The 25,938-nt window shown below is 37.0% G+C and carries 20 protein-coding genes; 13 read left to right on the forward strand and 7 right to left on the reverse strand.

The annotated features are described in order from the left end of the window. Nucleotides 1-38: 38 nt before the first annotated feature. Nucleotides 39-836 carry a TIGR00266 family protein gene (locus MHH81_RS02700; protein WP_340917581.1) on the reverse strand — a complete coding sequence of 266 codons (798 nt, stop codon included), beginning with the start codon at nucleotides 834-836 and terminating at the stop codon, nucleotides 39-41. 158 nt (nucleotides 837-994) lie between these two features. Between MHH81_RS02700 and MHH81_RS02705 the strand changes: the two genes are divergently transcribed. The 6 genes from MHH81_RS02705 to MHH81_RS02730 all read left to right on the forward strand — a co-directional run bounded on the left by MHH81_RS02705 (nucleotide 995) and on the right by MHH81_RS02730 (nucleotide 9,291). After that, on the forward strand, nucleotides 995-2,473 hold the full coding sequence (locus tag MHH81_RS02705) for an aldehyde dehydrogenase family protein (protein ID WP_340917583.1): 1,479 nt from the start codon (nucleotides 995-997) through the stop codon (nucleotides 2,471-2,473). A 16-nt stretch (nucleotides 2,474-2,489) separates the two neighbouring features. Continuing rightward, a complete protein-coding gene (locus MHH81_RS02710) occupies nucleotides 2,490-3,827 on the forward strand; it encodes a saccharopine dehydrogenase family protein (protein WP_340917586.1) in 1,338 nt (445 codons plus the stop codon). 2 nt (nucleotides 3,828-3,829) lie between these two features. Then, nucleotides 3,830-5,023: an acyl-CoA dehydrogenase family protein gene (locus MHH81_RS02715; RefSeq protein ID WP_340917588.1), complete on the forward strand. Its 1,194-nt coding sequence runs from the start codon at nucleotides 3,830-3,832 to the stop codon at nucleotides 5,021-5,023. A gap of 226 nt (nucleotides 5,024-5,249) precedes the next feature. Continuing rightward, complete coding sequence (locus MHH81_RS02720; protein ID WP_340917590.1) at nucleotides 5,250-7,409, forward strand: beta-propeller domain-containing protein; 2,160 nt, start codon at nucleotides 5,250-5,252, stop codon at nucleotides 7,407-7,409. 679 nt (nucleotides 7,410-8,088) lie between these two features. Beyond that, on the forward strand, nucleotides 8,089-8,829 hold the full coding sequence (locus MHH81_RS02725) for a threonine/serine exporter family protein (protein ID WP_340917592.1): 741 nt from the start codon (nucleotides 8,089-8,091) through the stop codon (nucleotides 8,827-8,829). Between the two features lie 12 nt (nucleotides 8,830-8,841). Continuing rightward, nucleotides 8,842-9,291 (forward strand): threonine/serine exporter family protein, encoded by a 450-nt coding sequence (locus MHH81_RS02730; RefSeq protein ID WP_340917594.1) that lies wholly within the window; start codon nucleotides 8,842-8,844, stop codon nucleotides 9,289-9,291. Nucleotides 9,292-9,836: 545 nt separating this feature from the next. On the opposite strand, the gene MHH81_RS02735 is transcribed toward MHH81_RS02730, so the two are convergent. Beyond that, entirely contained in the window at nucleotides 9,837-11,855 is a 2,019-nt protein-coding gene (locus MHH81_RS02735) for an EAL domain-containing protein (RefSeq protein ID WP_340917595.1), read from the reverse strand. Nucleotides 11,856-12,111: 256 nt separating this feature from the next. On the opposite strand from MHH81_RS02735, the gene MHH81_RS02740 reads away from it, so the two are divergent. From MHH81_RS02740 to MHH81_RS02765, 6 genes are all read left to right on the forward strand, one after another. Beyond that, the gene (locus tag MHH81_RS02740) at nucleotides 12,112-13,026 is read left to right on the forward strand and encodes a DMT family transporter (protein ID WP_340917597.1); all 915 of its coding nucleotides are present in this window, start codon (nucleotides 12,112-12,114) and stop codon (nucleotides 13,024-13,026) included. A gap of 107 nt (nucleotides 13,027-13,133) precedes the next feature. Next, complete coding sequence (locus MHH81_RS02745; protein WP_340917600.1) at nucleotides 13,134-14,870, forward strand: ABC transporter ATP-binding protein; 1,737 nt, start codon at nucleotides 13,134-13,136, stop codon at nucleotides 14,868-14,870. Next, nucleotides 14,854-16,674 (forward strand): ABC transporter ATP-binding protein, encoded by a 1,821-nt coding sequence (locus MHH81_RS02750; protein ID WP_340925099.1) that lies wholly within the window; start codon nucleotides 14,854-14,856, stop codon nucleotides 16,672-16,674. The genes MHH81_RS02745 and MHH81_RS02750 overlap by 17 nt, the downstream gene beginning before the upstream one ends. 10 nt (nucleotides 16,675-16,684) lie before the next feature. Next, entirely contained in the window at nucleotides 16,685-17,551 is an 867-nt protein-coding gene (locus MHH81_RS02755; RefSeq protein ID WP_340917603.1) for a GNAT family N-acetyltransferase, read from the forward strand. 871 nt (nucleotides 17,552-18,422) lie between these two features. Continuing rightward, on the forward strand, nucleotides 18,423-18,590 hold the full coding sequence (locus MHH81_RS02760) for a hypothetical protein (protein WP_340917606.1): 168 nt from the start codon (nucleotides 18,423-18,425) through the stop codon (nucleotides 18,588-18,590). A 237-nt stretch (nucleotides 18,591-18,827) separates the two neighbouring features. Beyond that, on the forward strand, nucleotides 18,828-19,553 hold the full coding sequence (locus tag MHH81_RS02765) for a glycerophosphodiester phosphodiesterase (protein ID WP_340917610.1): 726 nt from the start codon (nucleotides 18,828-18,830) through the stop codon (nucleotides 19,551-19,553). A 122-nt stretch (nucleotides 19,554-19,675) separates the two neighbouring features. On the opposite strand, the gene MHH81_RS02770 is transcribed toward MHH81_RS02765, so the two are convergent. From MHH81_RS02770 to MHH81_RS02785, 4 genes are all read right to left on the reverse strand, one after another. Continuing rightward, nucleotides 19,676-20,683, reverse strand: a complete 1,008-nt coding sequence (locus MHH81_RS02770) for a FecCD family ABC transporter permease (protein ID WP_340917614.1) — start codon at nucleotides 20,681-20,683, stop codon at nucleotides 19,676-19,678. After that, nucleotides 20,680-21,678 (reverse strand): FecCD family ABC transporter permease, encoded by a 999-nt coding sequence (locus MHH81_RS02775; protein WP_340917616.1) that lies wholly within the window; start codon nucleotides 21,676-21,678, stop codon nucleotides 20,680-20,682. Before MHH81_RS02775 ends, MHH81_RS02770 begins: the two co-directional genes overlap by 4 nt. A 63-nt stretch (nucleotides 21,679-21,741) precedes the next feature. Beyond that, nucleotides 21,742-22,674 carry an iron-hydroxamate ABC transporter substrate-binding protein gene (locus MHH81_RS02780; protein WP_340917619.1) on the reverse strand — a complete coding sequence of 311 codons (933 nt, stop codon included), beginning with the start codon at nucleotides 22,672-22,674 and terminating at the stop codon, nucleotides 21,742-21,744. Nucleotides 22,675-22,676: 2 nt separating this feature from the next. After that, nucleotides 22,677-23,468 (reverse strand): ABC transporter ATP-binding protein, encoded by a 792-nt coding sequence (locus tag MHH81_RS02785; RefSeq protein WP_340917622.1) that lies wholly within the window; start codon nucleotides 23,466-23,468, stop codon nucleotides 22,677-22,679. 118 nt (nucleotides 23,469-23,586) lie between these two features. On the opposite strand from MHH81_RS02785, the gene MHH81_RS02790 reads away from it, so the two are divergent. Then, entirely contained in the window at nucleotides 23,587-24,630 is a 1,044-nt protein-coding gene (locus MHH81_RS02790) for an NAD(P)/FAD-dependent oxidoreductase (RefSeq protein WP_340917624.1), read from the forward strand. A gap of 216 nt (nucleotides 24,631-24,846) precedes the next feature. Here the strand turns inward: MHH81_RS02790 and MHH81_RS02795 are convergent, their stop codons facing one another. Beyond that, a complete protein-coding gene (locus MHH81_RS02795) occupies nucleotides 24,847-25,869 on the reverse strand; it encodes a DUF2804 domain-containing protein (RefSeq protein ID WP_340917626.1) in 1,023 nt (340 codons plus the stop codon). Nucleotides 25,870-25,938 lie beyond the last annotated feature (69 nt).

The raw sequence follows: 25,938 nt of genomic DNA on the forward strand, positions 1-25,938 counted from the left end.
AAAGAGGATGTAAGTCATCCTCTTTCAAAATAAAAATATTATTTCCCACCTAAAAGGTCAAATAGTCCACCAGCAATACTACCTTCTCCAGGAGATCCTCCGCCTATAGTTTGTGGGGCAGCTGCGAACACACGACTTGCTAAACGGCTAAATGGTAGCGATTGAATCCATACAGTACCTGGTCCACGAAGAGTTGCGAAGAATAACCCTTCCCCTCCAAATAATGCTGTTTTCACTCCTTTTACCATTTCGATATTGTAGTCTACATCTGAAGTCATCGCTACTAAACATCCAGTGTCCACTCGTAAAACCTCACCGGGTTGTAACTCTTTTTTATGAATAGTTCCACCTGCATGAACAAAAGCAAGGCCATCTCCTTCAAGCTTTTGCATAATAAACCCTTCACCACCAAAAAATCCAGTGCCTAACTTGCGTTGAAATTCAATTCCAACTGAAACACCTTTAGCAGCCGCTAAAAATGCATCTTTTTGACAAATAATTTTTCCGCGATATTCGCTTAGATCCATAGGAATTATTTTGCCTGGATATGGAGACGCAAAATAAACATGCTTCTTCCCGCCACCAGTATTTGTAAACGTAGTCATGAATAAACTTTCCCCTGTTATCATACGTTTACCTGCACCCATTAATTTTCCCATTAGGCCGCTACCGCCAGATTTGGAGCCATCACCAAAAATAGTTTCCATATCAATACCGTCTTCCATCATCATTAAGCTTCCTGCTTCAGCAACTACGGTTTCTTGTGGATCTAGTTCAATTTCTACAAATTGCATATCGTCACCGTATAATTTGTAATCTATTTCATGATTGTTCATTTTTAATTTCCTCCTAAATGTTTTAATTAACTATTAATACGAAAAGCGAAGTGAAAAGTTTCACATATAAATTTGTAAGATTTTAAAGGAATTCAAGCGAATGTATAGAATGTATTATTATGACGGAATTTTCAATCAAATGGAAAAGAGGTTAGAAAATGAATTTAACTAATTTTATTGATGGAAAGTGGCAAAACGACGAAGAGGCAACATACACAGATGTATATAATCCAGCGAACGGAGAACAGTTAGCAGAAGTTAGAATGTCCACAAAAGAGGATGTGGATCTAGCAGTTGCAGCAGCTGTTAAAGCACAAAAAAAATGGGCACTAGTTCCAGCTCCTAAGCGAGCAGATTATTTATATGAAATTGGCAGACTAATGAAAGAAAAGAAGGAACATCTTGCGCAAGTTCTTACGAAAGAAATGGGAAAGGTCATTGAAGAAGGTCGTGGAGAGGTGCAAGAAGGGATAGATATGGCATTTTACATGGCAGGAGAGGGACGACGACTGTTCGGTGAAACGACTCCTTCTGAGCTTGCAGATAAATTTGCAATGAGTGTTCGCGCACCGATAGGAGTAGTTGGACTCATTACTCCATGGAATTTCCCAGTGGCGATTGCTACATGGAAATCGTTTCCGGCAATCGTAGCAGGAAATGCATTCATTTGGAAACCAGCAACTGAAACGCCAATGATGGCATTTGAAATGGCGAAGATTTTTGAGGAGGCTGGACTACCGGCGGGTGTTGCAAATATTGTATTTGGCTCCGGATCAGAAGTAGGTACTGCCATGATTGAGCACCCAGAAGTGAAAGTTATTTCATTTACAGGTTCGACCGAAACGGGTAGTAAAGTAGCGGAGCTCGGAGGAAAACATTTAAAGAAAGTGTCACTTGAAATGGGTGGGAAAAACGCAGTTATTGTAATGGATGATGCAGACCTACCTCTTGCAGTGGAAGGTATATTATGGAGCGCATTTGGGACAGCAGGTCAGCGCTGTACGGCATGTAGTCGTGTCATTGTGCATAAAGATGTAAAGAAGGATTTAGAAGAAATGCTTCTTGCACAAATGGAGAAGCTCACAATTGGAGACGGGTTAGATGAATCGGTTAAAATCGGACCTGTTATTAATAAACAAGCATTAGAAAAGATTCACTCTTACACACTGATCGGAAAAGAAGAAGGGGCCAAACTTCTAACTGGTGGAAATATATTAGAAGAGGGGGATTTAGCGAACGGAAATTATTATGCACCCACTCTATTTACGGATGTCACACCACAGATGAGAATTGCACAAGAAGAAATATTTGGTCCAGTTGTATCTCTAATTGAAGTAGGTTCTCTAGAAGAAGCTATTGAAGTTAATAACGGAGTAAAATTTGGACTTTCTAGTTCTATTTTTTCGCGAGATGTAAATAAAATCTTCCGAGCACAGCGGGACTTAGATACTGGTATTGTCTATGTGAATGCTGGTACTACAGGAGCTGAAATTCACTTGCCATTTGGAGGAACAAAAGGAACGGGGAATGGACACCGAGATTCAGGAGTAGCAGCGCTCGATGTATATACAGAGTGGAAAAGTATTTACGTAGACTTTAGTGGGAAATTACAACGTGCACAAATAGATACAGAATAATAGGGGGGATACCAACATGAAAGTAGCAGTATTAGGTGCAGGATTAATGGGGAAAGAAGCAGCTCGAGATTTAATATTAAGTCCTAATGTAGAAAAGGTTTTATTATGCGATTTAGATGTTGGACAAGCAAATATGTTTAAAGAAAAAATGCAAAATGCAAAGATTGAAGTTTTAAGATTAGATGCAAATGATGATGAAAATATACTTCAGATTATGAGAAAAGTGGATGTTGTGATTAATGCATTATTTTATTCCTTCAATGAAAAGGTTGCTCGTCTAGCGGTTGAGGCTGGGGTGCATTCCATTGATCTAGGAGGCCATATTGGTGGCGCGACAGATGCAGTTCTCGCACTTAATGATAAGGCGAAAGAAAGAGGAATTACACTTATTCCAGATTTAGGAGTAGCACCCGGAATGATTAATATTTTAGCGGGTTACGGTGCAAGTAAGCTGGACGAACTAACAAGCATTCGTTTATTCGTTGGTGGAATTCCAATAGAGCCTGAAGGAGTATTCAAATACAATATCGTTTTTTCGCTAGAAGGGGTGTTTGATCATTATACAGACCCTTCCCATGTCATCCGAAATGGTCAGTTACAAGAAGTGGAGTCACTGACGGAAGTAGAACCTATCTACTTTGATAATTACGGAGAGTTAGAGGCTTTTCATACAGCTGGCGGTACGTCTACACTATCTAAATCATTTTCACATGTTGAAACACTCGAATACAAAACAATACGCTATAAAGGGCATGCGGATAAATTTAAATTGCTCGTGGATTTAGGTTTAACGAATAAAAATAAAGTTGTTAAAGCAGCAGGAATATTTGTAAAAGTACGGGACGTATTAAAAGAGGTACTTACTCCACAATTGTTACTTGGTGATAAAGAAGATGCAGTTCTACTTCGAGTAATCGTGGCAGGGAAAAAGGATGGAGAAAGCACCACATATACGTATGAATTGGCAACAAAAAAAGATCCATTTTCTGGAGTTACAGCGATGGCTCGAGCAACAGCTAATACTATTTCAGTCGTTGCACAAATGATTGGAAATGGTGTTATTAGTAGTCGCGGTGTTTTTGCTCCGGAGCTCATCGTCCCTGGAGATCTATATATTAAGGAAATGGCTGCAAGAGGAGTTTTAATAAAAGAAAGTATGAAAATAAAAGAGAGTGATGAATTAAAAGAAATTGATGAAATAAAAGAAAGTATTGAAATAAAAGAGAGAGATGAATTAAAAGAAATTGATGAAATAAAAGAAAGTATTGAAATAAAAGAAAGTGATGAACAAAAAGAAATTGAAGAAATAAAAGAAATTGAAAAAATAAAAGAAACTGTTGCAAGAGGTGAGTAAAGATGAATTTTGAATTCTCAGAGGAACAAGTGCTTCTCCGCAAAACAGTTCGGCAGTTTGTAGATAATGAAATTATCCCAAATATTGCTGAATGGGAGCAACAAGGAGCATTTGATCCAGCGATATGGAAAAAACTAGCGGATCTTGGATTAATGGGAGTTTGTGTGCCAGAGAAGTATGGCGGAAGTGGCATGGACTACAATTCACTTGCCATTGTATGCGAAGAATTAGAACGGGGAGATACTGCATTTCGAACGGCAGTTTCCGTTCATACTGGACTAAATTCTATGACATTAATGCAGTGGGGCACAGAAGAGCAGAAGCAAAAGTATTTAATTCCTCAAGCAAAAGGAGAAAAAATTGGAGCTTTTGGATTAACCGAACCAGGGGCGGGATCAGACGTTGCTGCGATGTCCACAACAGCAGTACTCGATGACGAAGATTATGTTATTAATGGACAAAAAACATGGATATCTTTATGTGACGCTGCTGATCACTTTATTGTTTTTGCTTATACTGATAAGTCCAAGAAACATCATGGAATCAGTGCTTTTATCGTGGAACGTACGTTGGCGGGCTTCTCTTCTAAAGCAATTAAAGGTAAATACGGTATTAAATCAGGAAATACAGGCGAGATATTCTTTGAAAATATGCGAGTACCTAAAGAAAATCTTCTTGGAAAAGAAGGAGATGGCTTTAAAATCGCTATGTCTGCACTAGATAATGGACGATTTACTGTAGCAGCAGGAGCAGCAGGTCTTTCGCTGGCATGCTTAGAAGCAAGCGTAAAATATTGCCATGAACGAGAAACGTTTGGTAAAGAAATTGGCAAACATCAGTTAGTGCAGCAAATGATTGCGAAAATGGAAGCAGGTCTTCAAATGAGTCGCTTACTCGTTTATCGTGTAGGTGAATTAAAAAATAAAGGCGTTCGCAATACACGAGAAACATCACTTGCGAAGTGGCAAGCATGTGATTTTGCAAACAAAGCTGCAGATGATGCAGTCCAAATTCATGGTGCCTATGGCTATTCAGATGATTATCCAGTGGCAAGATATTTGCGAAATTCTAAAGCACCAGTTATATATGAAGGAACGCGAGAAATTCATACGATTATGCAAGCCGAATATGTACTTGGCTATCGAGCGGATAAAACGCTCTCTCATATGTTACCTAAATGGCCATTTGAAGAGTAATTGAAAAAGGTTTTCTTGAGTAAAGACTCAGGAAAACCTTTTTATTTGTAAAATGAGCTTTTTTTATTCTTGTGAATTTTTTAGCTGTTTCCTGTTAAGATATCAGAACTCTAGTATTGCTAAATTGTTTGTACATATTTTTTCTAATTATATATAATACCAAGTGAAACCTATTGGATAATTTTGAGTCTAATGGTATAACAATGTAATAGAGAGGGTGTTTGAAATGAAAAAGTGGATTATTTCAATTATTGTGTTATGTCTACTAATTTCGGTGGGTATGTTTTATTCTACGAAACAATCGGTAAATGCGCATAACGTAGTATTGTCTAACCAAGTATTTAATGCAACATTTTCTTCAGCAATAAGTGAGGCTGACTGGGAAAAAGGAGATATATATGTAAAGAATCAGCAAGGAAAGAAAATTGATGTAGATTACGAACTATCTGACAATGGAAAATACATCGAAATTCCTGGATTAAGTGAAGGAACGTATACAATGTTTATGAAAAAAAAGTATGGAATGGGAAAAACGAGAGTTCAATTCAATGTATTTGAAGACATTCAACCAGTGAATTCCAGAGCAGAGTTAACTGCTTATTTTGATTTAGTAAAAAAGGTACAAGGAAATGGGAAGGAAGATAAAGTAACTACAGAAACGGAAGAATCGTCCGTTTTAAGTGTAGAAGCTAAAGACTCCTCCAGTTCTCGAGGTGGGGATTATTCTACTACAAATAATCAGGTTGAAGGGGTAGATGAGGCCGATATGGTCAAAACAAACGGTTCTCATATATTCTCTATAAGTGAAAATAATGTGGTAATCGTAAATGTGGAAGATTCAGTAAACATGAAAGAAGAAGCAAAAATTAGATTTACAGATGAATTTTATCCTAATCAACTATTATTATCGGATAAAACATTAATGGTTATCGGTCAAAAAAATAATATACCTCTTGTAATAGAAGCGGATAACACAGAAGAAAAGGAACAAAAAAGTACAGAAGAAACGAAGAAAATAGCCCAACCAATAGATTCAATGACGACAGTGTATTTCTATGATATTTCCAATCCAAAACATCCTCAACTACTAAGAGAAATTGCTACAGAGGGGTATATGGTTGGTGCGCGTTTGACGGATAACATACTCTATTACGTAACATCTGTTTATCCAAGATACTCGATTATGGAAGGAAATGAAGATGTTGAGCTTCGTCCATATACACATGATTCTAGTAGGTATTTGTTACCGAAGCCTTTGAGCTATTCAGATATCTCTATTTTACCGAGTACTTTAGTAGCCAATTATAGTGTCATTACAGCTATAGACGTAGAAAATCTGTTGGAAAATAAAGTGATAACGAAAGCATATTTAGGCGGAAGTGAACAACTATACATGTCACAAGACAACTTATATTTAACTTCTACTTATTATGATTCATCTAACACGAATCAAAATGCCCGAGAAATGATTTGGAACCCAGGTAAAATGGATACAGAAGTATTTAAATTTGCTCTAAATAATACGTCTGTAGAATTCGTAGGATCAAGTCGTTTGAGTGGAACGATACTAAATCAGTTTTCAATGGATGAACATGATGGATATTTCCGAGCGGTAACGACGAAAGGTAACCGATGGGATGAAAATGAGGTTTCAGAAAACAATTTGTTTATATTAGATAATAAAATGAAACAAGTTGGATCCTTAACAGGTTTAGCGAAAGACGAAAGAATTTATTCCGCGAGATTTATGGGGGATAAAGCATATATGGTGACATTCAAGGAAACAGATCCGCTATTTGTAATTGATGTCGCAACTCCATCAGCACCAAAAGTATTGGGAGAATTAAAAATTCCTGGGTTTAGCAACTATTTACATCCATTAGATGAAAATCACTTAATAGGATTTGGCTATGAAACAAAAGTAGTTCCACAAGAAGGAAGTAAAGAACCACGTATCATGACAGAAGGAATGAAAATATCTTTATTTGATGTAACGGATCTTGCAAACCCGAAAGAATTGGACACAGAAATAATAGGTGAACAAGGAACTTATTCAGCGATTCAACATGATCACCATGCACTGTTCCAACATCGTGATAAAAATTTGTACGGTTTTCCAGTTTCAATATATGGGAAAGAAGAAGGGCAAGAATATAATCAATTTAAACAAGATGGTGCATTAATATATGAAATAACACCCGAAAAAGGAATTGTTCTAAAAGGGGATTTATTAAAACCAGAAAATCCAGCTCAGCTTTACGAGGACTGGGAAGAAATGATTCAACGTATACTGTATGTAGAAGACTCTTTATATACAATTGCAATGAAAGAGATTAAAAGGTACAACCTGAACACATATGAAGAAATTGGAAAACTAGCATATTAGATGAGGGGCTGTCCAATAAGCCCATAAATTGAAGCAGGTGTAGAAAAAAGAGTCTTTTTCTACACCTGTTTTTTGTATACTTTTTATTAAAACTATTATTTTTGGTAGGCAATTGATTGTAGTGAAAGAAGGCGACTCCAGCGGGAATAGCAGATGTTTTCTGCACCGAAAGCGAAGCGGCAGGTGCATGAGCTGAAGGCCAAGCAGGAGCGAACAAAGGAACGAAGGTTAAGAACGCCACCTCCAATGGAAGGCAATCTAAGTTCGCCGCGTCCTGCTCCTGCGCAAAGCTCGTCGCAAAAGAACTTTTGTGGCAACGATTACATGACCCACATCCTGTGTGCCTCAACGCCTTCGTGACCAACATCGTGTTGGCCTGAGGAGACTGAAGCCATGCCCGCGGAAAGCGTCCGTCTGGAACGGAAATCAATACATTGGAAAAGGGACCATCTCTCAGTCAATTTTAGGGACAACCCCTTTATTTGGGGGAATAATAAAATGATAACTTCGAATTGCAAATGTAAGTTAAACGTGTGAACACGACTATTTTACTTATCTAATACATACATATTTCATTAGATGAACGAGAGGAATGTGTGATAAAGTTTAGTCTGGATTGTTTTTACGTGCAACGTTCGATAAGATTACTTTACATGGTAGAAGGAAGGTGTTTCGATTGATGACAGACTATGAATTAGCTGTGGAATGCTGTTTAATGGCAGGTCGTTTAATGATGGAAAGTGGAGCGGAGACGTATCGAGCAGAAGATACGATGGACCGAATGGCGATCTCACAGCAGTTAACCCAATCGCAAAGTTTTGTTACACCAACTGGAATTATTTTTAGTGGAAACAAAAATCATCCTACTAAGTTAGTTAGGATAAATAATAGGACAACTGACTTAGAGAAGATTGCGCTTGTAAATGGGGTTTCCAGAAAATTAGCAAGTGGAGAAATTAGACTAGAAGAAGCATATGAAGAACTAAAAAAAATTGATGAAGAGCATAAAACGTATCCCTTTTGGATTAAAATAATTGCTGCCTCCATAGCATCAGGAGCGTTTTTGTTGTTATTTGGAGCCCCTTTGTTTGATGTTCCTTCAGCTATGATCGCGGGCGGTGTGGGATACTCCGTTGCTGAGATGTTAGAAGAGAAAACAAGAGTCAAGTTCTTTGCGGAGTTCCTAGCAGCTTTAGTTATAAGTGTGATGGCTACTTTTTCCGTAGCATATGGATTAGGGTATGAAATAGATAAGATAATTATTGGTTCCGTTATGCCTCTTGTTCCTGGATTACTCATAACGAATGCAGTACGTGATCTAATGGCAGGTCATTTTGTATCGGGTTTGTCAAAGGGAGCTGAAGCGTTTCTTACAGCCTTTGCGATTGGCGCAGGAGTAGCGCTCGTACTATCACTGTAAGGAGGAATTAACATGACATATTTATTGCAAGGAATACTAAGCTTTATTGCTGCTTCGGCATTTGGAGTAATATTTAATGCACCGAAAAAGTCCCTCTTTTACTGTGGGCTTGTAGGGATGACCGGATGGCTAGTTTATTCATTTGTAAACCATTTAAATAATGACCAAGTGATTGCTTCCTTTGCTGGTTCATTTTCTGTTGCATTTGTTGCGCATTTAATGGCTAAAAAGTTTAAAATGCCAATGATTATTTTTAGTGTAGCAGGAATTATCCCTTTAGTCCCAGGAGGCTCAGCGTATAATGCAATGCGCCATGTGGTGGAAAAAGACTATGGGGTAGCTGTAGAATATGCAGCACTAGCATTAATGATTTCGGGGTCAATTGCAATGGGATTAGTTTTTGCAGAAATTATTACACAAATTTGGGTAAAAGTTATAGGGAAATTAAAATTAAAACCGTGAGAAAAAGGAAATCCTTTACTCGCGGTTTTTTAGCTAAAGGATAACCCATAAACTGAAGCAGGTGTAGAAAAACGAGTCTTTTTCTACACCTGCTTTTTGTATACTTTTTATTTAACTACTATTTTTTGTAGGTAATTGATTGTAGTAAAAGACGGCGACTCCAGCGGGAATAGCGTGAGCTGAAGGCCCCGCAGGAGTGAACAAAGGAACAAAGGCTAAGAACGCCACCTCGTGTGGCAACGCCTTCGTGACCAACATCGTGTTGGCCTGAGGAGACTGAAGCCATGCTCGCGGAAAGCGTCCGTCTGGAACGGAAATCAATACATTGGAAAAGGGACCATCTCTCAGTCACTATAGTTAGCATCCAACTTATAGGGCAGTAAAAGAGCTCCCGAAATTGCATCTTCGGGAGCCTTCAACATAAGTAAGAAAGAATTTATTCTCTCCTTAAAATCGCTCGGTAATGATGTAGCTAAAGTCCATTCCAAAGCAATCTGTAATCGTCAGTAAACAGGTATTGCACTTAAAGTAAACTTGCGCTTTTCTTAGTTAAGTTTAAGCAGCATTTCCACTTCTTTAGCTGATATGGGCTGACTAATATAATAGCCTTGGACAGAGTCACAGCCCATTTGGGTTAATAAATCATACTGTTCTTTCGTTTCTACTCCTTCTGCAACTACTCCGACGTTTAGAGATTGTCCGAAATAGATTAAACCTTGTACGAGTTTTTGCAGTTTTTCCTGTTGAGTTATGGAACTTACAAACGACTTATCGATTTTTAACTTTTTAATAGGAAGAAGCTGCAAATATCTTAGCGAGGCATAGCCTGTTCCGAAATCATCCAAAATGAAAACTATTCCTTCTTCCTTAAGCGTTTGCATTTGTTGAATGATTGATTTCTCTGCTTCTGCTTCCAAAGCAAACTTTTCCGTAAATTCAATTTGTAATAATTCAGGTGAGCAATTATACTTTTTCAAAACTTTTCGAATGGTTTTTACCATGTTTTTATCTCGAAATTCTCGAATGGAAGAGTTAAAGCTTACTTTTACTTGGATACCTTGTTGCTGCCAAATAGCGGCTTGCTCACAGGACTTCTCAAGAATAAAAGTACCGATATCATTAATTAACCCAGTCTCTTCTGCAATTGGTATTAACTCATCAGGAGAAACAACACCAAGGACATCATCTTCCCAACGTACAAGCGCTTCTACAGCAGTAATTTTGCCTGTCGCTAGATCTCGTTGTGGTAAATACATAACATGCAAATCATTATGATTAAGTGCTACTAGTAATCTTTTTTCGATTTGAATTTTTCGAGTGAGCTTGTAGTGGTCTGATTGGGAAAGACTCGAAATCATTCCTCCACCTTCTAGTTTTACTTTTTGGATAGTAGAATTGGTTGCTTTTAATAAATGTAAATAAGATTGTTGATCTTCAGGGAATCTTGTAATGGCTCCACTAACTGTGATGGGGATAACTCTACTATCTAGATAGATAGGATTTTGTTTTAAGAAGTTCACAAATCCTTGTATATACCAATCACTTAAAGGTGTAATGAGTGCAAAATCATCTCTATCCGCTCGAGCTATAATGGAATCTTCGAAATAGATCTTCAATCTTTTAGTAAACTCGATTAACAAAAGAGATTTCGTTTGATCGTTAAATATATCTTTTAAGGTATAGAATTGGTCGATACTAATAAAAACAAAAGAAAAATGTTTGTTATCCTCAATATATTCCGTGACAACTTCTTCTAAACGATGTCTACTCATTAATCCTGTTTCCGTATCTACATAAGCTATTTGTTCAAGTCTAGATTGTAATAATTTTTTTTCTGTAATTTCTTCTTCCAATAACAAATAGTAAAGCGTATTATTTTCAGTATCGGTAATCGGTATTGCAAGTATGTTCACCCAATAGTTAAGACCATCTTTTGTCATTTTTTCGATAGTACCCTGGAACTTGTTGCCTTTTTGGATAGTATGGATAATTTCATCTGCAATGCTAATATGATCAGGTGTATTAGGAAAGAGTTGCCAAAATGATTTTCCTACTATACGTTTAGGTGTCCAGTTACTTTTCTTTAGAAATGATTCATTGGCGTGAATAATAAGTCCTTCATTGTCTAAATAAAGGACCATAAAAGAATCTGATAATCCTTTTTTTAGGAGCTGTAATTCTAAAAATGAATAATCTTGATTTTGAATAGTATTGGACTCTATTTGAAATAAAACATAAGATTTATCGTTTATGGAGAAAGATTTTGCAATGAGAGAAGTCTTAGTAGTTTCTCGATCTTTAGAATAAATAACAACTGGATTCAAACGAACGGGATCTACATTTTGTACTATTGTTTCCCATTTTGCGGATAGGTGTCCATTAGTATACTCATTAAATATCGGTAACTTTAACCCTTTTAAATCCTCAAAGTGATAGCCAAATTGTTTTTCTGCCTCACTACTCCACCAAATAATATGACCATCTATGTCTGTTATAAAGGTAGGATAAGGTAAATGTTTTAACACAGTGTTACTAAAATCTATTAATTCTTCATTTAGATACATATTCACGGCCTCCATATAATTAACTATTATTAATTATATAGAATTTAGTGAAATTAGTCATTAGTCTAGAACAATATATTCATGTTCATTTGTTTTATAGGCTAAAATACCTTGTATATTTATATCGAAAATGCTGTTATATTTTACTGTTGTTTTTAGCATATAATTTGCGGCAGACTCCCGCGGAAAGCAAGCGGATTCTAACAAATCACAACAATGTAATTTACTATAGAAAAAAGAGGAAAAGGTGATGTAAATGGAGCGTTGGAAAGGCATACTACTTATTATAGTGGGTTCTATGATGTGGGGTGCAACAGGTCCGATGATGGAGTGGGTATTAAACAATAGTAACTTGTCTATTTCTTACTTCCTTACTATTCGACTAGTTGCTGCTGGTACATGTATATTAGTCTTTTTAAAGTTACAGAGAAAACAAATCTTTACAATATGGAAAGAAATTAGTTGGCTGAAGCAACTAATTATTTTTGGTGTGTTAGGAATGCTCGGTGTCCAATATACGTTCGTAGCAGCAATTGAGGAAAGTAATGCATCAATTGCAACTTTACTTCAATTCTTAGGACCTATCTATATCATTTTATTTGTTTCATGGAAAAATAAAATGTACCCTCCTAAATATCAAATAATTGGTATTATTGGAACGCTAGTTGGATTGTTTTTATTACTAACCAATGCAAAGTTGGATCAACTATTAATAAGTAATGAAGCATTAATTTGGGGGTTAGCTGTAGGTGTTACGTTTTCTATTTATACGGTGTATCCAGCACGACTCATGAAAGAATGGGGAGTCCTACTCGTTGTAGGGTGGGGAATGTTAATAGGAGGAGTAACACTTGCAATTATTTCAGGATCATGGCGTTCGAATGAGTGGGATCAACTTGTACATTACCCAATAAATATAATGGTGTTATGCATTATTAGTGTAGGTACGATTGCTTTTGTGCTCTTCTTATCGAGTATGAAATACATAACAGCAGTAGAAACAAGTATCTTATCAAGTGTAGAGCCATTAACAGCTATGATTATTTCGGTCATTTGGTTTGGTCAAATACTTGGAGCTTGGCAGTACATAGGAGTAGTAGTAATGCTTTTATTCGTCACATGGCTAACCGTTGCAGGAGAAATAAAATGGAAATTTAAAAGGAGAAAATGACTTTAATAATGAAGCAACCTTTTTCTATATCTTAATAGAAGAATATGGCATAATAGGTTTTACAGAGGATTAATTCGAGTGACGAAGAATCTAGGGGTGTTGTAATTGTGAAAACTGTATTATCTTATTTATCGCCTTATAAGTGGCTGGTTGTTACTGCATTATTGTTTATGCTAATCGAACTTTCTGTGGAACTTGTTCAACCTTTATTAATAGCAATAATTATTGATGATGGTATTCTAGCAGGTGACCAGCAAACGATTATTTTTTGGGGAAGTATCATGCTACTGCTTTCGGTTATTGCTTTTTTTGCCGGAGTCATAAACACATTTATCGCCTCTCACACGGTGCAAAGCTATGGATTTGACATACGCCAAGCACTATTTAGAAAGGTTCAATCGTTTACAATGGCCACTTTTCTAAAGTTTCCTTCATCGAGCCTAATCACACGACTAACAACGGATGTAACAATTACACAAAACGTCATATTTATGGGGCTTAGAATAATGCTTCGTTCTCCTTTAGTAGTCGTTGGAAGTATCATCATGTCCTTTTTTGTACATCCTTATTTAGCTATGTTTCTTGTAATCGGCGCACCATTTTTAGTTATTTTCTTGTATGCGATGAGTCGCAAAGGTTTAACCCTTTTTGGGAAAGTACAAAAAAGTGTAGACCAAGTTACCCGTAAAATTCAAGAAAATCTCCAAGCAGTTCGTTTAATAAAAGCCTATTTGCGTGGCAATTTTGAATCAACTCGATTTGCTAGAGTTACAGATACACTGAAAATGGATAATGTGAAGGCATTCCGTATTATGGAGTTAATATTACCTGTTCTTTTATTTGTGATGAATGTGAGTTTAATGGCTGTTCTTTGGTTTGGAGCAAAAGAGATTCAAACAGGGGGAGCGCAAATGGGAGAACTTGTCGCGATAGTCAATTACGCCATGCGTATGACAGGTGCTTTTTCCATGTTCGCCTTCATCATCATATTTTTCTCAAGAGCAAAAGCTTCAGCTGAACGTATGGAAGAAGTTTTAATCGAAGAAGAAGGAATAGAAGACATTAGCTCAGACTTAATGGAAGCTATTCCTGGAATAGGTGAAATTGAATTTCAACATGTTTCCTTTCATTATCCTACGACAGATGCACCCGTTTTGAAGGATGTATCCTTCACGGTTAAGCCTGGTTCTAAACTTGCGATTATGGGAGCGACAGGTTCTGGAAAGTCTACATTATTGAACTTAATTCCACGTTTTTTTGATGCAACAGAAGGTAAGATTTTCATCGATGGGGTTGAAGTGAAGGATTGGTCTTTAAAGGAATTAAGACAAGTAATTGGGTTAGTTCCCCAGCAATCGATTCTCTTTACAGGAAGCATTGAAGAAAATTTAGGTTGGGGTGACTCAACTGCAACGGAAGAATTACTAAAAGAGGCTGCTAAACAAGCGCAAATTCACAATTCTATTGAGCAATTTCCAGATCAATATGATACAAGAGTTGGTCAAAAAGGAGTCAATTTATCTGGCGGGCAAAAGCAAAGACTTTCTATTGCGCGTGCATTAGTGAGAAAACCAGAGATTTTACTGCTAGATGATAGTACAAGTGCGCTAGATGTGTCGACGGAAAATGCATTATGGGAAGCCTTAGAACAAGAAAAAGCAACAATGCTGGTCATTACGCAAAAAATTAGAACTGCTAAAGGGGCAGATCAAATTCTTCTATTAGAAGAAGGCGAAGTTTCGGCATATGGTACGCACGAACAACTGATGGAAAGCTCCTCTTTATATAGAGAAATTGCAGAATCACAGCAGGAGGGAGACGAGTATGATGAAATTCATTCGTAAACCTTTTGGATATGAACCTGTTATTACAAAGGAAGATTTGAAGAAGGATAATAAAAAGATAGTGGAGAAAGCTTCTGACTGGAGAGGCGTTCTTAGTCGAATTTGGAAGCTAGTAGATGAACAGCGTTTTTTATTAATTGTTGTACTGCTCTTAGTTGTAGTCAGTTCTGCTTTAGCGCTACTAGGACCTTATATAATCGGTGTTATGATAGACCAATATATTTCAAAAAGTATTTTTGCGGGATTAGTGAATATGATTGGTATATTGATCATTGTGTATGTCTTTTTATCGGTCACAATGTATTTACAAAATTATTGGATGATTGGCATTTCACAGCAAACGATATACAGACTACGGACTGGTTTATTTGATCATCTTCAAAAACTTCCAGTAACCTTTTTTGATAAACGACAGCATGGAGAACTAATGAGTCGAATGACAAATGATATTGAAAATGTCAGTCAAACATTGAACACCTCCTTTATACAAGTATTTTCAAGTATCCTAACATTAGTTGGAACGACGGGCGTGATGCTTCTATTAAGTCCGCTATTAACAGCTATTACGCTTATTATTGTACCTTTCATGTATTTTGCAATGCGCTGGATTACGAGACGTACCTCTAAACTGTTTAAAGAGCAGCAGCAGGCAGTTGGAGCATTAAATGGGATGATTGAAGAGACGATTTCTGGTCAACGAATCGTCAAAGCATTCTCGCAGGAAAGTCGTATGCTAGAAGAGTTTTCAGTAAAAAGTGAACGCTTGAAAAAAACAGGCTTCTGGGCATTAACGTACTCAGGCTTTATTCCAAAAGTAATGAATCTATTAAATAATATAAGCTTTACGTTGGTAGCTGCTGCCGGTGGTATATTAGCATATTATGATCAAGTAACAATTGGAGAAATCGTGATCTTCACAGAGTATGCCCGTCAGTTCACTCGCCCTCTAAATGATTTAGCAAATCAATTTAATACGGTCCTTTCTGCAATTGCAGGGGCTGAGCGTGTGTTTGCAATTATCGATGAACCTGCAGAATTAGATCAAGCAGAAGAAAATAAAGACTATAAACTGAAAGGAAATGTGACGTTTGAGGATGTAACATTTCGGTACAATAAAGACGATGAAAGCCCGACGATCGAGCAAGTCTCTTTCCATGTAGAAGCAGGGAAAACTGCTGCTTTAGTTGGAGCAACTGGTGCAGGGAAAACAACCATCATGCAATTGCTTGCGCGCTTTTATGAAGTAAATGAAGGAACAATTTTAATAGATGATATACCTATGGATAAGTTGCCAAGGCAAACTTTACGCAGCCAAACAGCATTTGTATTACAAGATCCATTTCTGTTTGAAATGACTGTGAAAGAAAATATTCGATACGGTAAATTAAATGCAACAGATGAAGAAGTATTACATGCTGCCAAAGAAGCAAATGCACATGAATTCATCATGAAGTTACCTAATGGATATGATACGATTTTAACAGCAGATGGTGGAGAAATTAGCCAAGGACAAAAGCAGTTATTATCGATTGCTCGAGCGCTTGTAGCTGATCCTGCCATTCTGTTATTAGATGAAGCGACATCTAGTATTGATACAGTAACTGAACTAAAAATACAAGAAGCACTGGAACGTTTAATGGAAGGTCGAACTAGTTTCGTTATTGCCCATCGATTAAATACTGTACGTAAAGCGGATTTAGTATTTGTCATGGAAAATGGAAAACTAGTTGAATCGGGATCACAAGAAGAGTTATTACAAAAGCAAGGGCGATATTATGGCATGCTTACAAATTCAAAAATTTAAGGAGGAAAGTATGGACATATCTATTATGACAGTGTCGATTCCGGTGGATACCGATACGTTGAAAGAAATACAAGAGTTAATTCATTATGCGTTTATAGAAGATCAAGTAGATTATGCTGCATTATTAAGTGTTGATGAACTATCCGATACTTTTCTAAAGGGATTTTGTGTATTGGCTTACGATGATGACACGGATAAATTAGTGGGTGTAATATCTGCCATAGATCGAATAGCGACATTAGATTTTGAGTGGAGTGCAGTTGTTTTACCAAGTGTGCGAAGACAAGGCATTGGGGAGCAACTAATAAAGGAACTTACAAGAAATCTAGACCTTAGGGGAGCAACGGAAGATATAGCGTTGGTACCAAAAGCTTCGAAAGCAGGACAACAATTAATAAGCAAATTTGGATATGTTCATGACTTCTCGGAAAGAACGATGGCAGCGGACGCAGTAGAAAATGAAATGATCAGTGAAATCGAAATTACCCCATATTCATCAGAAGAATTGGAGCTAATTGAATTGTTAGCAAGTGCATTTGGAGATACTGAGGAAGAAGCAAGAGAGCTTATCGCTTTTAATACGCAAACTCCCAATCGTAATATGATGCTTGCTTTAATTAATAAGGAAGTAGTAGGAACTGTTTCGATTGTGGAAGAAACCGAGAAGCTATGGGTTACGGGCCTTGCAGTGCATGAAAAAGCACGTGGGAAAGGAATAGCAACTAGTATATTAAATTGGTCCAAAAATGAAGCTCATCGTTTAGGAAAGGCAGAAGTGTTGCTAGATGTGGAAACAGACAACGAAGATGCAATTTCTGTTTATAAAAAAGTAGGGTTTAAAACAATCAACTTCACACATTTTTATCGAAAAGGATGACCCACTGGGTCATCCTTTTTTGAAAGAAAGTATATGAAATTAGACTACCACGCATCCAATAATTATGCGTTCCTTGCTTATTTTTACAAAGTCAATGCCGGCAATTTAGGGTGATGCTATATAGAAAAGGGACACTTCCTTCCAATCGAAAAGGCGGAAATACGCTAGAGAAGGACTGAGCAGGCAAAATTGCATCTTTGGCTGCTTACTGTATCAATAGGAAATGGCCTATTCTTTCATTTCCAAAAGCTTTGGCACTTCTATTAAAAGTAGCTATGGAGAGCGACGGACGAACGACTACCACACGATTATCGAAAAAATGAGGAGGGGCGGGCTGTCCAATAAGCCCATAAATTGAAGCAGGTGTAGAAAAACGAGTCTTTTTCTACACCTGTTTTTTGTATACTTTTTATTAAAACTACTATTTTTTGTAGGCAATTGATTGTAGTGAAAGACGGCGACTCCAGCGGGAATAGCGTGAGCTGAAGGCCCCGCAGGAGCGAAGCGACGAGGAGACTGAAGCGACGAGGAGACTGAAGCCATGCCCGCGGAAAGCGTCCGCCTGGAACGGAAATCAATACATTGGAAAAGGGACCATCTCTCAGTCAATGTATGACTTTAGGGACAGCCCCTCTTCATCAAGAAATCCAGGTAATGGTGTAGAACTCGTTCAGTTCCAAGCACTTCAAAAGCACCTATACATAGAGTGCCTAGTGTGTTATCACTGCAATTTACTGGGTACTTTTGGTTAATCACGTGTGATAATAAGAATCACTTTTACAAAGACTAAACATAACACGCCTATTATTTTCATAAACTTGTTATAGGATGAATGGTGAAGAGATTGTTCAATCGAAAAGGAGAGATACTATTGGGTTTAAACGAACGCAATGTAACAATGAAAGTTTCGAATAAACGGTTGAATGCTATACGATTCACTTATGTGAGACAAAAAGTACGCACTAGTTTGCAATGGTTTTTATTGAAAAAAGCGCGTCCACCAAAGAAGAAGTATATCCCGATTCCACCAAGAGAATAGCTAACTTTATTTAGCAGGGTTTAAACCAATGCTGAATCGGGGAACTCTAGTTAAGATCCCCCAAAAGAACTTTTGCGGCAATACGTGAGTGAACAAATTCCTGTTGGCTCAAATACGCCGAGGGAAATTTTGAATCATACGTCATTTCCCTTATGGAGATGGCGTTTTTATTATTTTCTAACTGTATAATAGAAAATATATAAAGAAATGAAGAATAAATTGATGGGAGGCCTTCATTTGAAAGTTTATGCACACAGAGGTTCGTCTGGGACGCATCCAGAAAATACAATAGCTGCATTTAGAGCTGCAGCGGTACTTCCTGTTTATGGTGTAGAGTTTGATATTCATATGACGAAGGATGGGGAGCTTGTAGTCATTCATGATGAATCCATTGATCGCACATCAAATGGAAAAGGTTTTATTAAGGATATGACGCTTACAGAACTAAAACACTATGATGTCGGTAAAGGCTTTTCTCCTAAATTTAAAGGAGAAACAATTCCTACTCTAAGAGAAGTATTATATGTATTTAAAGATACGCATCATCATCTTAACATTGAGTTAAAATCAGATGTTTTTCCTTATGATGGAATGGAGCAGAAAGTTTTACAAATGCTGAAGGATTACAGATTAGAGGAACGTGTTGTTATTTCTTCTTTCAATCATGAGATGGTAAGAAACTTTAAAAAAATAGCTCCTCAAATCGAAACGGCTATCTTGTTTATGGAAGTAATGATTGCCCCACATGAATACGCAAAAGTTGTAGGAGCAGACGCAGTACATGCATTTTTTCCAACAGTTCTTCGTCCAATGGGACAAGAGGTAGTTGCTAGTGGAAGAAAGGTCCGTGTATTCACGGTAAATGATGAACTCTATGCAGATATGCTGAAAGAAATAGGTGTAGCTGCAATTTTCACAGATTATCCAGAGAAAATGTACCGTTATTTGAATATGTTACATTAATTTCCATAGATCGCTCCATTAATACAAAGAGGATGTCCCATTAGTCAGATTTCAAACGACTGATGAGACATCCTTATTTTTTTCAAACTATATGGATAATAGAGTGTTCTCCAACTAACTCTTCATTTTTTCAACAATAAATACATAAAATACGGTGCTCCTATCAAAGCAACCATTACTCCTGCAGGAATGCCATTTGGTTCGATTACATTTCGACCAATTGTATCTGCAAATAGTAAAAGCCAACCACCGATTAAAATCGCAACAGGTAGAAATAATTGATATCTAGGACCGACTAATGATTTCGCAATATGCGGCGCCATCAATCCTATAAATGCAATCCCACCTGTAACGGAAACCGCAGAAGCTGCAAGTGCAACTGCAGCAAGTAATAGAACAATTCTTTCCTTCTCAATCGATACCCCAACACCTACTGCAACTGGTTCACTTAATCCGAGTAAATTTAACTTATTTGCTTTGTAAAAAATGAATGGGATAAGAACAATTAGCCATGGTAATAGGGCTAAAACAAATGGCCAATCTGCCCCCCAAATATTACCCGCTAACCATTTAGTGATAAAATCAACTTTTTGGCGTTCAGCTGATGAGATAATTACAATCATTAATCCAGACAATGCCATTGAAAATCCTATACCTACAAGAACTAATCGTTCTGGCTGTAAACCTACTTTTCGACTGTATGAAAGTATGTAAATAAAGAATGCGGTAAGTAAAGCCCCGATAAATGCCACAAAAGGAAGCATATATACAAAAGATCCCGGTTGAATAGGGAAAAATAAGAAAAACAAAGAAATTGCTACACCAGCACCAGAGTTTATACCGATAATACCTGGATCAGCCAAATCATTGCGCGTAATCCCCTGTAAAATTGCACCAGACAATGCGAGTGCCATTCCAGCAAGGAGTGTAATAACAATTCGCGGTAAACGAACGGAAAACAATACAAATTCTTCTTTAAACGTACCATGTCCTAGGAGAGTAGGTAAAAGACGATCAAAAGATAAAGAAGAGTAACCAATGCCAGCGCTAATAATGGCAGTGGCTAGAACTAGGAAAGATAATATGACAACAATCATTCGTTGTTTGTGAATGAGCTCTTTTTGAATCATCGGAATGCGCCTCCTCCTTTACGAACAATGAGTAGGAAGAAAGGTAACCCCATTATTGCAATTATTGCTGCAACAGGTGTTTCATAAGGAATGTTAATCGTTCTTCCGAGAGTGTCGGCAATTAGCATAAGAATAGCCCCAACAATGACAGACATAGGAATGATAAAACGATAATCAGTTCCAACAATCGCCCGAACGATATGAGGTACCATTAACCCAACAAATGCCATATTACCTACAAGTGCTACAGACGCTCCAGCTAGTAATATTACGACGATAAACAAAATTGTTTTGATTTGAACAGTTTTCTGACCTAATCCAACGGCAACTTCTTCGTTTAGACTTAAAATAGTTAACTGTCTTGAAAGTAAGAGTGATATTAAAATACCAATACTAATAAACGGAATTATAATATTCAGTTGGCTCCAATTCGTTCCAATTAGACCTCCTGCAGTCCACATGGAGATGTCTTTTGAAACTTTGAAATAAATCCCAACTCCATCTGCGACTGCATATAAAAACGCAGAAACTGCCGCACCAGCAAGCACAATTCGTAAAGGAGAAAATCCTCCTTTTTTTATTGCACCAATACTAAATACCATAATGGCACCAACTGCAGCACCAATAAAGCAGGCAATTGTGATTCCTAAATAGTTTGTAGTAGGAAGTAATGCTAGTGTTACCGCGAGTGCAGCATTCGCTCCTGAGGTAAGCCCTAGTAGTCCAGGGTCAGCAAGAGGATTCCGAGTAATACCTTGCATAATAGCTCCTGAAACAGCAAGCGCAGCTCCAACAACGATAGCTCCAACTTCTCTAGGAAAACGAATTTCACGAAGTAAATTTATCTGATCACTTTTCAAATTAGAAAATAAAGCATTCCACACATCTTGAATGGAGGTTTCGGCTGCTCCAAAAACCATAGCAACGATAAACATAGCAAAAAGTAAAGATAATCCGATTATGAACTTTATACTAAAACGAATAGAAGATTTCATCGTTCGTTTCCTTCCTATCATAAAAGAAGGGAGGAATCCAAGACTCGAATTCCTCCTCGACCATTATTTACTGTTTAAAAAGTGTTCTTTGAAGAATTCAAGTTGAAAATCTAATGTAAGTGGATCGTTGAAGAAAAATTCCTCCATATTAGCTTCAAAAACTCGATTATTTTGTACAGCAGGAATATTTTTATAAGTTTCTGTATCTTGGAATGAGTTGTCTGTACCTGCTGATTTACTTAAAATCACATAGTCTCCTGCAAATTCAGGAAGCACTTCTAAAGACAATGCATAGTATCCTGGTGCTAAAGCCGTTTCTTCTACTTTTTTAGGCATTTTTAAACCCATTTCTTGATACAGTATTTCCGTTCCACGACCCCAGTTATTGCCGTATACATATAGCTGTTTGTCATAGTTTTCAATTACCGAAACGGTAGCGTCCTCACCTATAGCGGCTTTGATTTCTTCACCTGCTGATTTTGTTCGTTTTTTGAAGTCATTAATCCAATCTTGTGCTTCTTTTTCTTTATTTAGTAGTTTTCCAATCTCTAGGTGTTGTGTTAAATAATCTACTTTACCATAAGTAAATGTTACAGTAGGTGCGATTTCTTTTAACTTATCTAAATTTTGTGCTGTAGAAAGTCCAATTATTAAGTCTGGATCAAGTTCAATAATTTTCTCTAAGTTTTCATCAGATACTTCTTCCACATCTTTTAAAAAGCTATCATATCGTGGGTTTTGTTTAGACCAAGAATCCACCCCAACCAAATTAACACCAAGGGCTTCAACGTTACCTGCAAAAGAAGATAGAACAACTACACGTTGTGGATTAGCAGGGACTTCAATTGGGCCTTCTTCTGACTGATAAGTAATAGTAGTAGACTCTTCTTTTTCATCGTTAGATATATTGTTTGTTTTCGTTTCAGTGGATTCGTTATTACATGCAGTTAAAACTAGTACAAATAAAAATAACATTGGTAATAAAAGCTTTTTCATTTTTATTCTCCCTTAAGTAAATTATATGTAGTACACATTGGTTTATTTGTTCTTGGATCCAATCCAATTTCAGCATCTATTTGGAAGACATCTCGTAATACATTTTGTGTAATGACTTCCTCACAGCTACCTGCTTTCACAATTTGTCCATCCTTAAGAGCAATAATATAGTCAGCAAAGCGGGCTGCTTGATTGAGATCATGTAAAACCATAACAATCGTGCGTTTTTCTTCTCGATTGAGTTTTTGTAGAAGTTCGAGCACTTCTAATTGATGAGCCATATCTAAATAAGTAGTTGGTTCATCTAAAAAAATGATCTCTGTTTCTTGGGCAAGAGCCATTGCAATCCAAACACGCTGGCGTTGTCCTCCAGATAGTGAATCTACAGGATAGTATTTGAAATCAAGTGTTCCGGTTACTTCGAGAGCCCACTCAATCATTTCATAATCTTTTGTCGTGAGACGTCCAAAACCAGTTTGATAAGGAAATCTTCCATAAGAAACAAGCTCTCCAACTGTAAGACCTGCTGCACTCTCTGGTGTTTGTGGCAAGATTGCCATTTTTTTTGCAAGTTGTTTCGTATTTTGTTTTGTAACACTCTTCCCATCTAATACGATGGAGCCAGACTGATGAGAAATTATTCGAGTAATAGCTTTTAAAAGAGTGGATTTTCCACAGCCGTTCGGGCCAATAATGGTTGTAATCTGTTGATCAGGAATTTGAACAGATAGTTCTTTCACTATTAAACGTTCGCCATAACCAATAGATAAATCCTCCGTGTATAAGCGGACCATGTTGAACCTCCAAACTTTATTATTGCATTAATAAGTGATAACGATTATCATTATCGCATAAGTAACTATATTTTAATAAAAGACTAATGTCAATATATATATTTTAGGAGACTAAAAAATGAATGAAATAATGGACGTAACGATTATTGGCGGAGGACCAGCTGGACTATATGCAGCTTTCTATAGCGGATTACGGGAATTGAAAACAAAAATTATTGAGTTTCAACCTCACTTAGGCGGAAAAATACATGTATATCCAGAGAAAATGATTTGGGATGTTGGAGGGCAACCGCCTATTTCAGGGGAGCGATTAATTGGTCAGTTAGTACAACAAGGATTAACTTTTGATCCAGAGGTAGTGTTAAATGAGAAAGTCGAGTCTGTTACAAGAGATGATCAGCAAATTTTCTGCTTGAAAACCGCATCTGGACAAATGCATTATTCCAAAACGATTATTCTTGCAATTGGTGGGGGAATTCTGAATCCATTGAAGCTTAATATTGAAGGTGCAGAGCGTTTTGAATTAAGTAACTTAAATTACACCGTGAAATCTATTCAACGATTTAAGGATAAAACGGTTATTATTTCAGGTGGAGGAAATGCTGCGATTGACTGGGCAAATGAGCTGGAACCTATTGCTAAAAAAGTGTACGTCACGTATCGAAAAGATGCATTAAATGGTCATGAAGCACAAGTGACGCAATTGTTAGATAGTTCTGCCGCATGTTTTTTTAATACGTCTATTTCCAAATTAATTGCTTCTAAGAGCCATGACAAAATTGAGAGAGTTGCCTTAACAAATCATGAAACTGGGGAAGTGTCCTTTTTAAAAATAGATGAAGTCATTATTAATCACGGATATGAAAGAGACGCAGAGCTTCTGAGTAATAGTCCGGTCCAAATTGCCACTAAAGATGATTACTATGTGGACGGTACGTGCTTGAGTGAGTCATCAGTGGCAGGTATTTATGCGGCGGGTGATATTTTGGCTCATCCTGGTAAGCTGCATCTGATAGCAGGAACATTTCAAGATGCTGCAAATGCAGTAAACAAAGCAAAACAATTTATTCAACCAGATGCAAGTGGAGTCGCAATGGTTTCTTCCCATAATGAAATCTTTAAAGAAAAAAACAAAAAAATGATAAAAGAACTTATAAAATAAGCGATGTTATATTTTACTGTTGTTTCTTAGCAGATAATTTGAGAAAGAAACTGCGAAGCCTTGTTGGTTCACCTGCGACAAGCAAGCAGATTAATTCTACGAAAAAACAATAATATAATTTAACAGAGCCGTAAATGAGAAAAGCTGAGCAATTCGCTCAGCTTTTTTACCATTTAGCTTTATGCTCCTGCGCGAAGCTCGTCGCAGAAAAGCTATTTACCATTTAGCTTTATGCTCTTCAATACAACCGAGTAGCTGTTGAATATGAAGTGTTGGCCCATTTTCTAACTGAATTTTCCCGTTGTAATACCCCATCATTTGATGGACTTCTGAGGTCACAAGTTTTGCATCCGTTTTGGCAATACGATGGAAGAAGGGAGTGAAGGTTAAGTTCACGTCCTTTGAAAATTTTGTTTTTATTTTCCAAGGCTGCATAAAATCATTTGTATTATAAGTAAACAATAAGTCCTCATGAATTTTTGTTAGTTTGCCGTCTACAATAATGGCATTCTCGGTCATACCTGTACCGTCCGTCCATTTGCCACCAAAGTTTAATCCAATTCTCCTAGATCCTACCCGCTGAGAAGCAAATCCCCAATTCCATGTAGCTTCACGTGGCCAAACCCCTCTACCGTAATCGAGTACAGAGAAATTATCCTCTGCTTGGAAAGTGTAGCGAGCATCTCCTATTTTTACAAATCCAGTAGTAGGTAATAAATGATGCTTCGCTGTAAATTGAAATTGAGTGCGGTTCCAAGGGATTACAACATTCAACGATTCATCATCTGGTGGATGCGAAATATGTAAGTCCGCATGTAATAGGTCGCCATCAAAGTCAGGTATTGTCACGGTCATATGTGTTTCATTTTGAATATATAAAAGTTGAATAGACATTTCTTTTGAATGAAACTGAATGCTCTCTAATACGTTGGAAGCCATTTTTATTTTATTCCCTAAGGGAATTGTAATCGTTTTTTCTACATATCTCTGCGTTTCATAATTTAAAAAGTATACAATACAAACAGCTGCAAAATCTAAATGACTAATTGTTGCAGAAAAGAGGATTTCATCTCCAAATACACACCAGTAATTCCACTTTTTCTTCCGCATATAGTGACCTTTCAAGTTACTTTGGATGAGTGGTTTTTTTGCATATCCAATCGCTTTTGGATTCAAATTTCCTTTTTCATCACATAGCAAAGTCGCCACTGTAATTTCTTTCTCTGCATGCTGCCGCATTAGCCATCTTCCTTTCATTAAAGTAGAATTCTTCGATGTAAAATTATTTTATTTAGATTAATACTAGCA

The sequence above is a fragment of the Psychrobacillus sp. FSL H8-0484 genome (assembly GCF_038005325.1).
Classification (GTDB): domain Bacteria; phylum Bacillota; class Bacilli; order Bacillales_A; family Planococcaceae; genus Psychrobacillus.

What these genes read in the sequence shown, in the direction of transcription:
- MHH81_RS02730 (WP_340917594.1), top strand. Translation starts at nt 8,842, where the DNA reads ATGACATATTTATTGCAAGGAATACTAAGCTTTATTGCTGCTTCGGCA.
- MHH81_RS02700 (WP_340917581.1), bottom strand. Translation starts at nt 836, where the DNA reads ATGAACAATCATGAAATAGATTACAAATTATACGGTGACGATATGCAA.
- MHH81_RS02770 (WP_340917614.1), bottom strand. Translation starts at nt 20,683, where the DNA reads ATGATTCAAAAAGAGCTCATTCACAAACAACGAATGATTGTTGTCATA.
- MHH81_RS02720 (WP_340917590.1), top strand. Translation starts at nt 5,250, where the DNA reads ATGAAAAAGTGGATTATTTCAATTATTGTGTTATGTCTACTAATTTCG.
- MHH81_RS02795 (WP_340917626.1), bottom strand. Translation starts at nt 25,869, where the DNA reads ATGCGGCAGCATGCAGAGAAAGAAATTACAGTGGCGACTTTGCTATGT.
- MHH81_RS02785 (WP_340917622.1), bottom strand. Translation starts at nt 23,468, where the DNA reads ATGGTCCGCTTATACACGGAGGATTTATCTATTGGTTATGGCGAACGT.
- MHH81_RS02735 (WP_340917595.1), bottom strand. Translation starts at nt 11,855, where the DNA reads ATGTATCTAAATGAAGAATTAATAGATTTTAGTAACACTGTGTTAAAA.
- MHH81_RS02780 (WP_340917619.1), bottom strand. Translation starts at nt 22,674, where the DNA reads ATGAAAAAGCTTTTATTACCAATGTTATTTTTATTTGTACTAGTTTTA.
- MHH81_RS02750 (WP_340925099.1), top strand. Translation starts at nt 14,854, where the DNA reads ATGAAATTCATTCGTAAACCTTTTGGATATGAACCTGTTATTACAAAG.
- MHH81_RS02740 (WP_340917597.1), top strand. Translation starts at nt 12,112, where the DNA reads ATGGAGCGTTGGAAAGGCATACTACTTATTATAGTGGGTTCTATGATG.
- MHH81_RS02725 (WP_340917592.1), top strand. Translation starts at nt 8,089, where the DNA reads ATGACAGACTATGAATTAGCTGTGGAATGCTGTTTAATGGCAGGTCGT.
- MHH81_RS02755 (WP_340917603.1), top strand. Translation starts at nt 16,685, where the DNA reads ATGGACATATCTATTATGACAGTGTCGATTCCGGTGGATACCGATACG.
- MHH81_RS02710 (WP_340917586.1), top strand. Translation starts at nt 2,490, where the DNA reads ATGAAAGTAGCAGTATTAGGTGCAGGATTAATGGGGAAAGAAGCAGCT.
- MHH81_RS02790 (WP_340917624.1), top strand. Translation starts at nt 23,587, where the DNA reads ATGAATGAAATAATGGACGTAACGATTATTGGCGGAGGACCAGCTGGA.
- MHH81_RS02775 (WP_340917616.1), bottom strand. Translation starts at nt 21,678, where the DNA reads ATGAAATCTTCTATTCGTTTTAGTATAAAGTTCATAATCGGATTATCT.
- MHH81_RS02705 (WP_340917583.1), top strand. Translation starts at nt 995, where the DNA reads ATGAATTTAACTAATTTTATTGATGGAAAGTGGCAAAACGACGAAGAG.
- MHH81_RS02715 (WP_340917588.1), top strand. Translation starts at nt 3,830, where the DNA reads ATGAATTTTGAATTCTCAGAGGAACAAGTGCTTCTCCGCAAAACAGTT.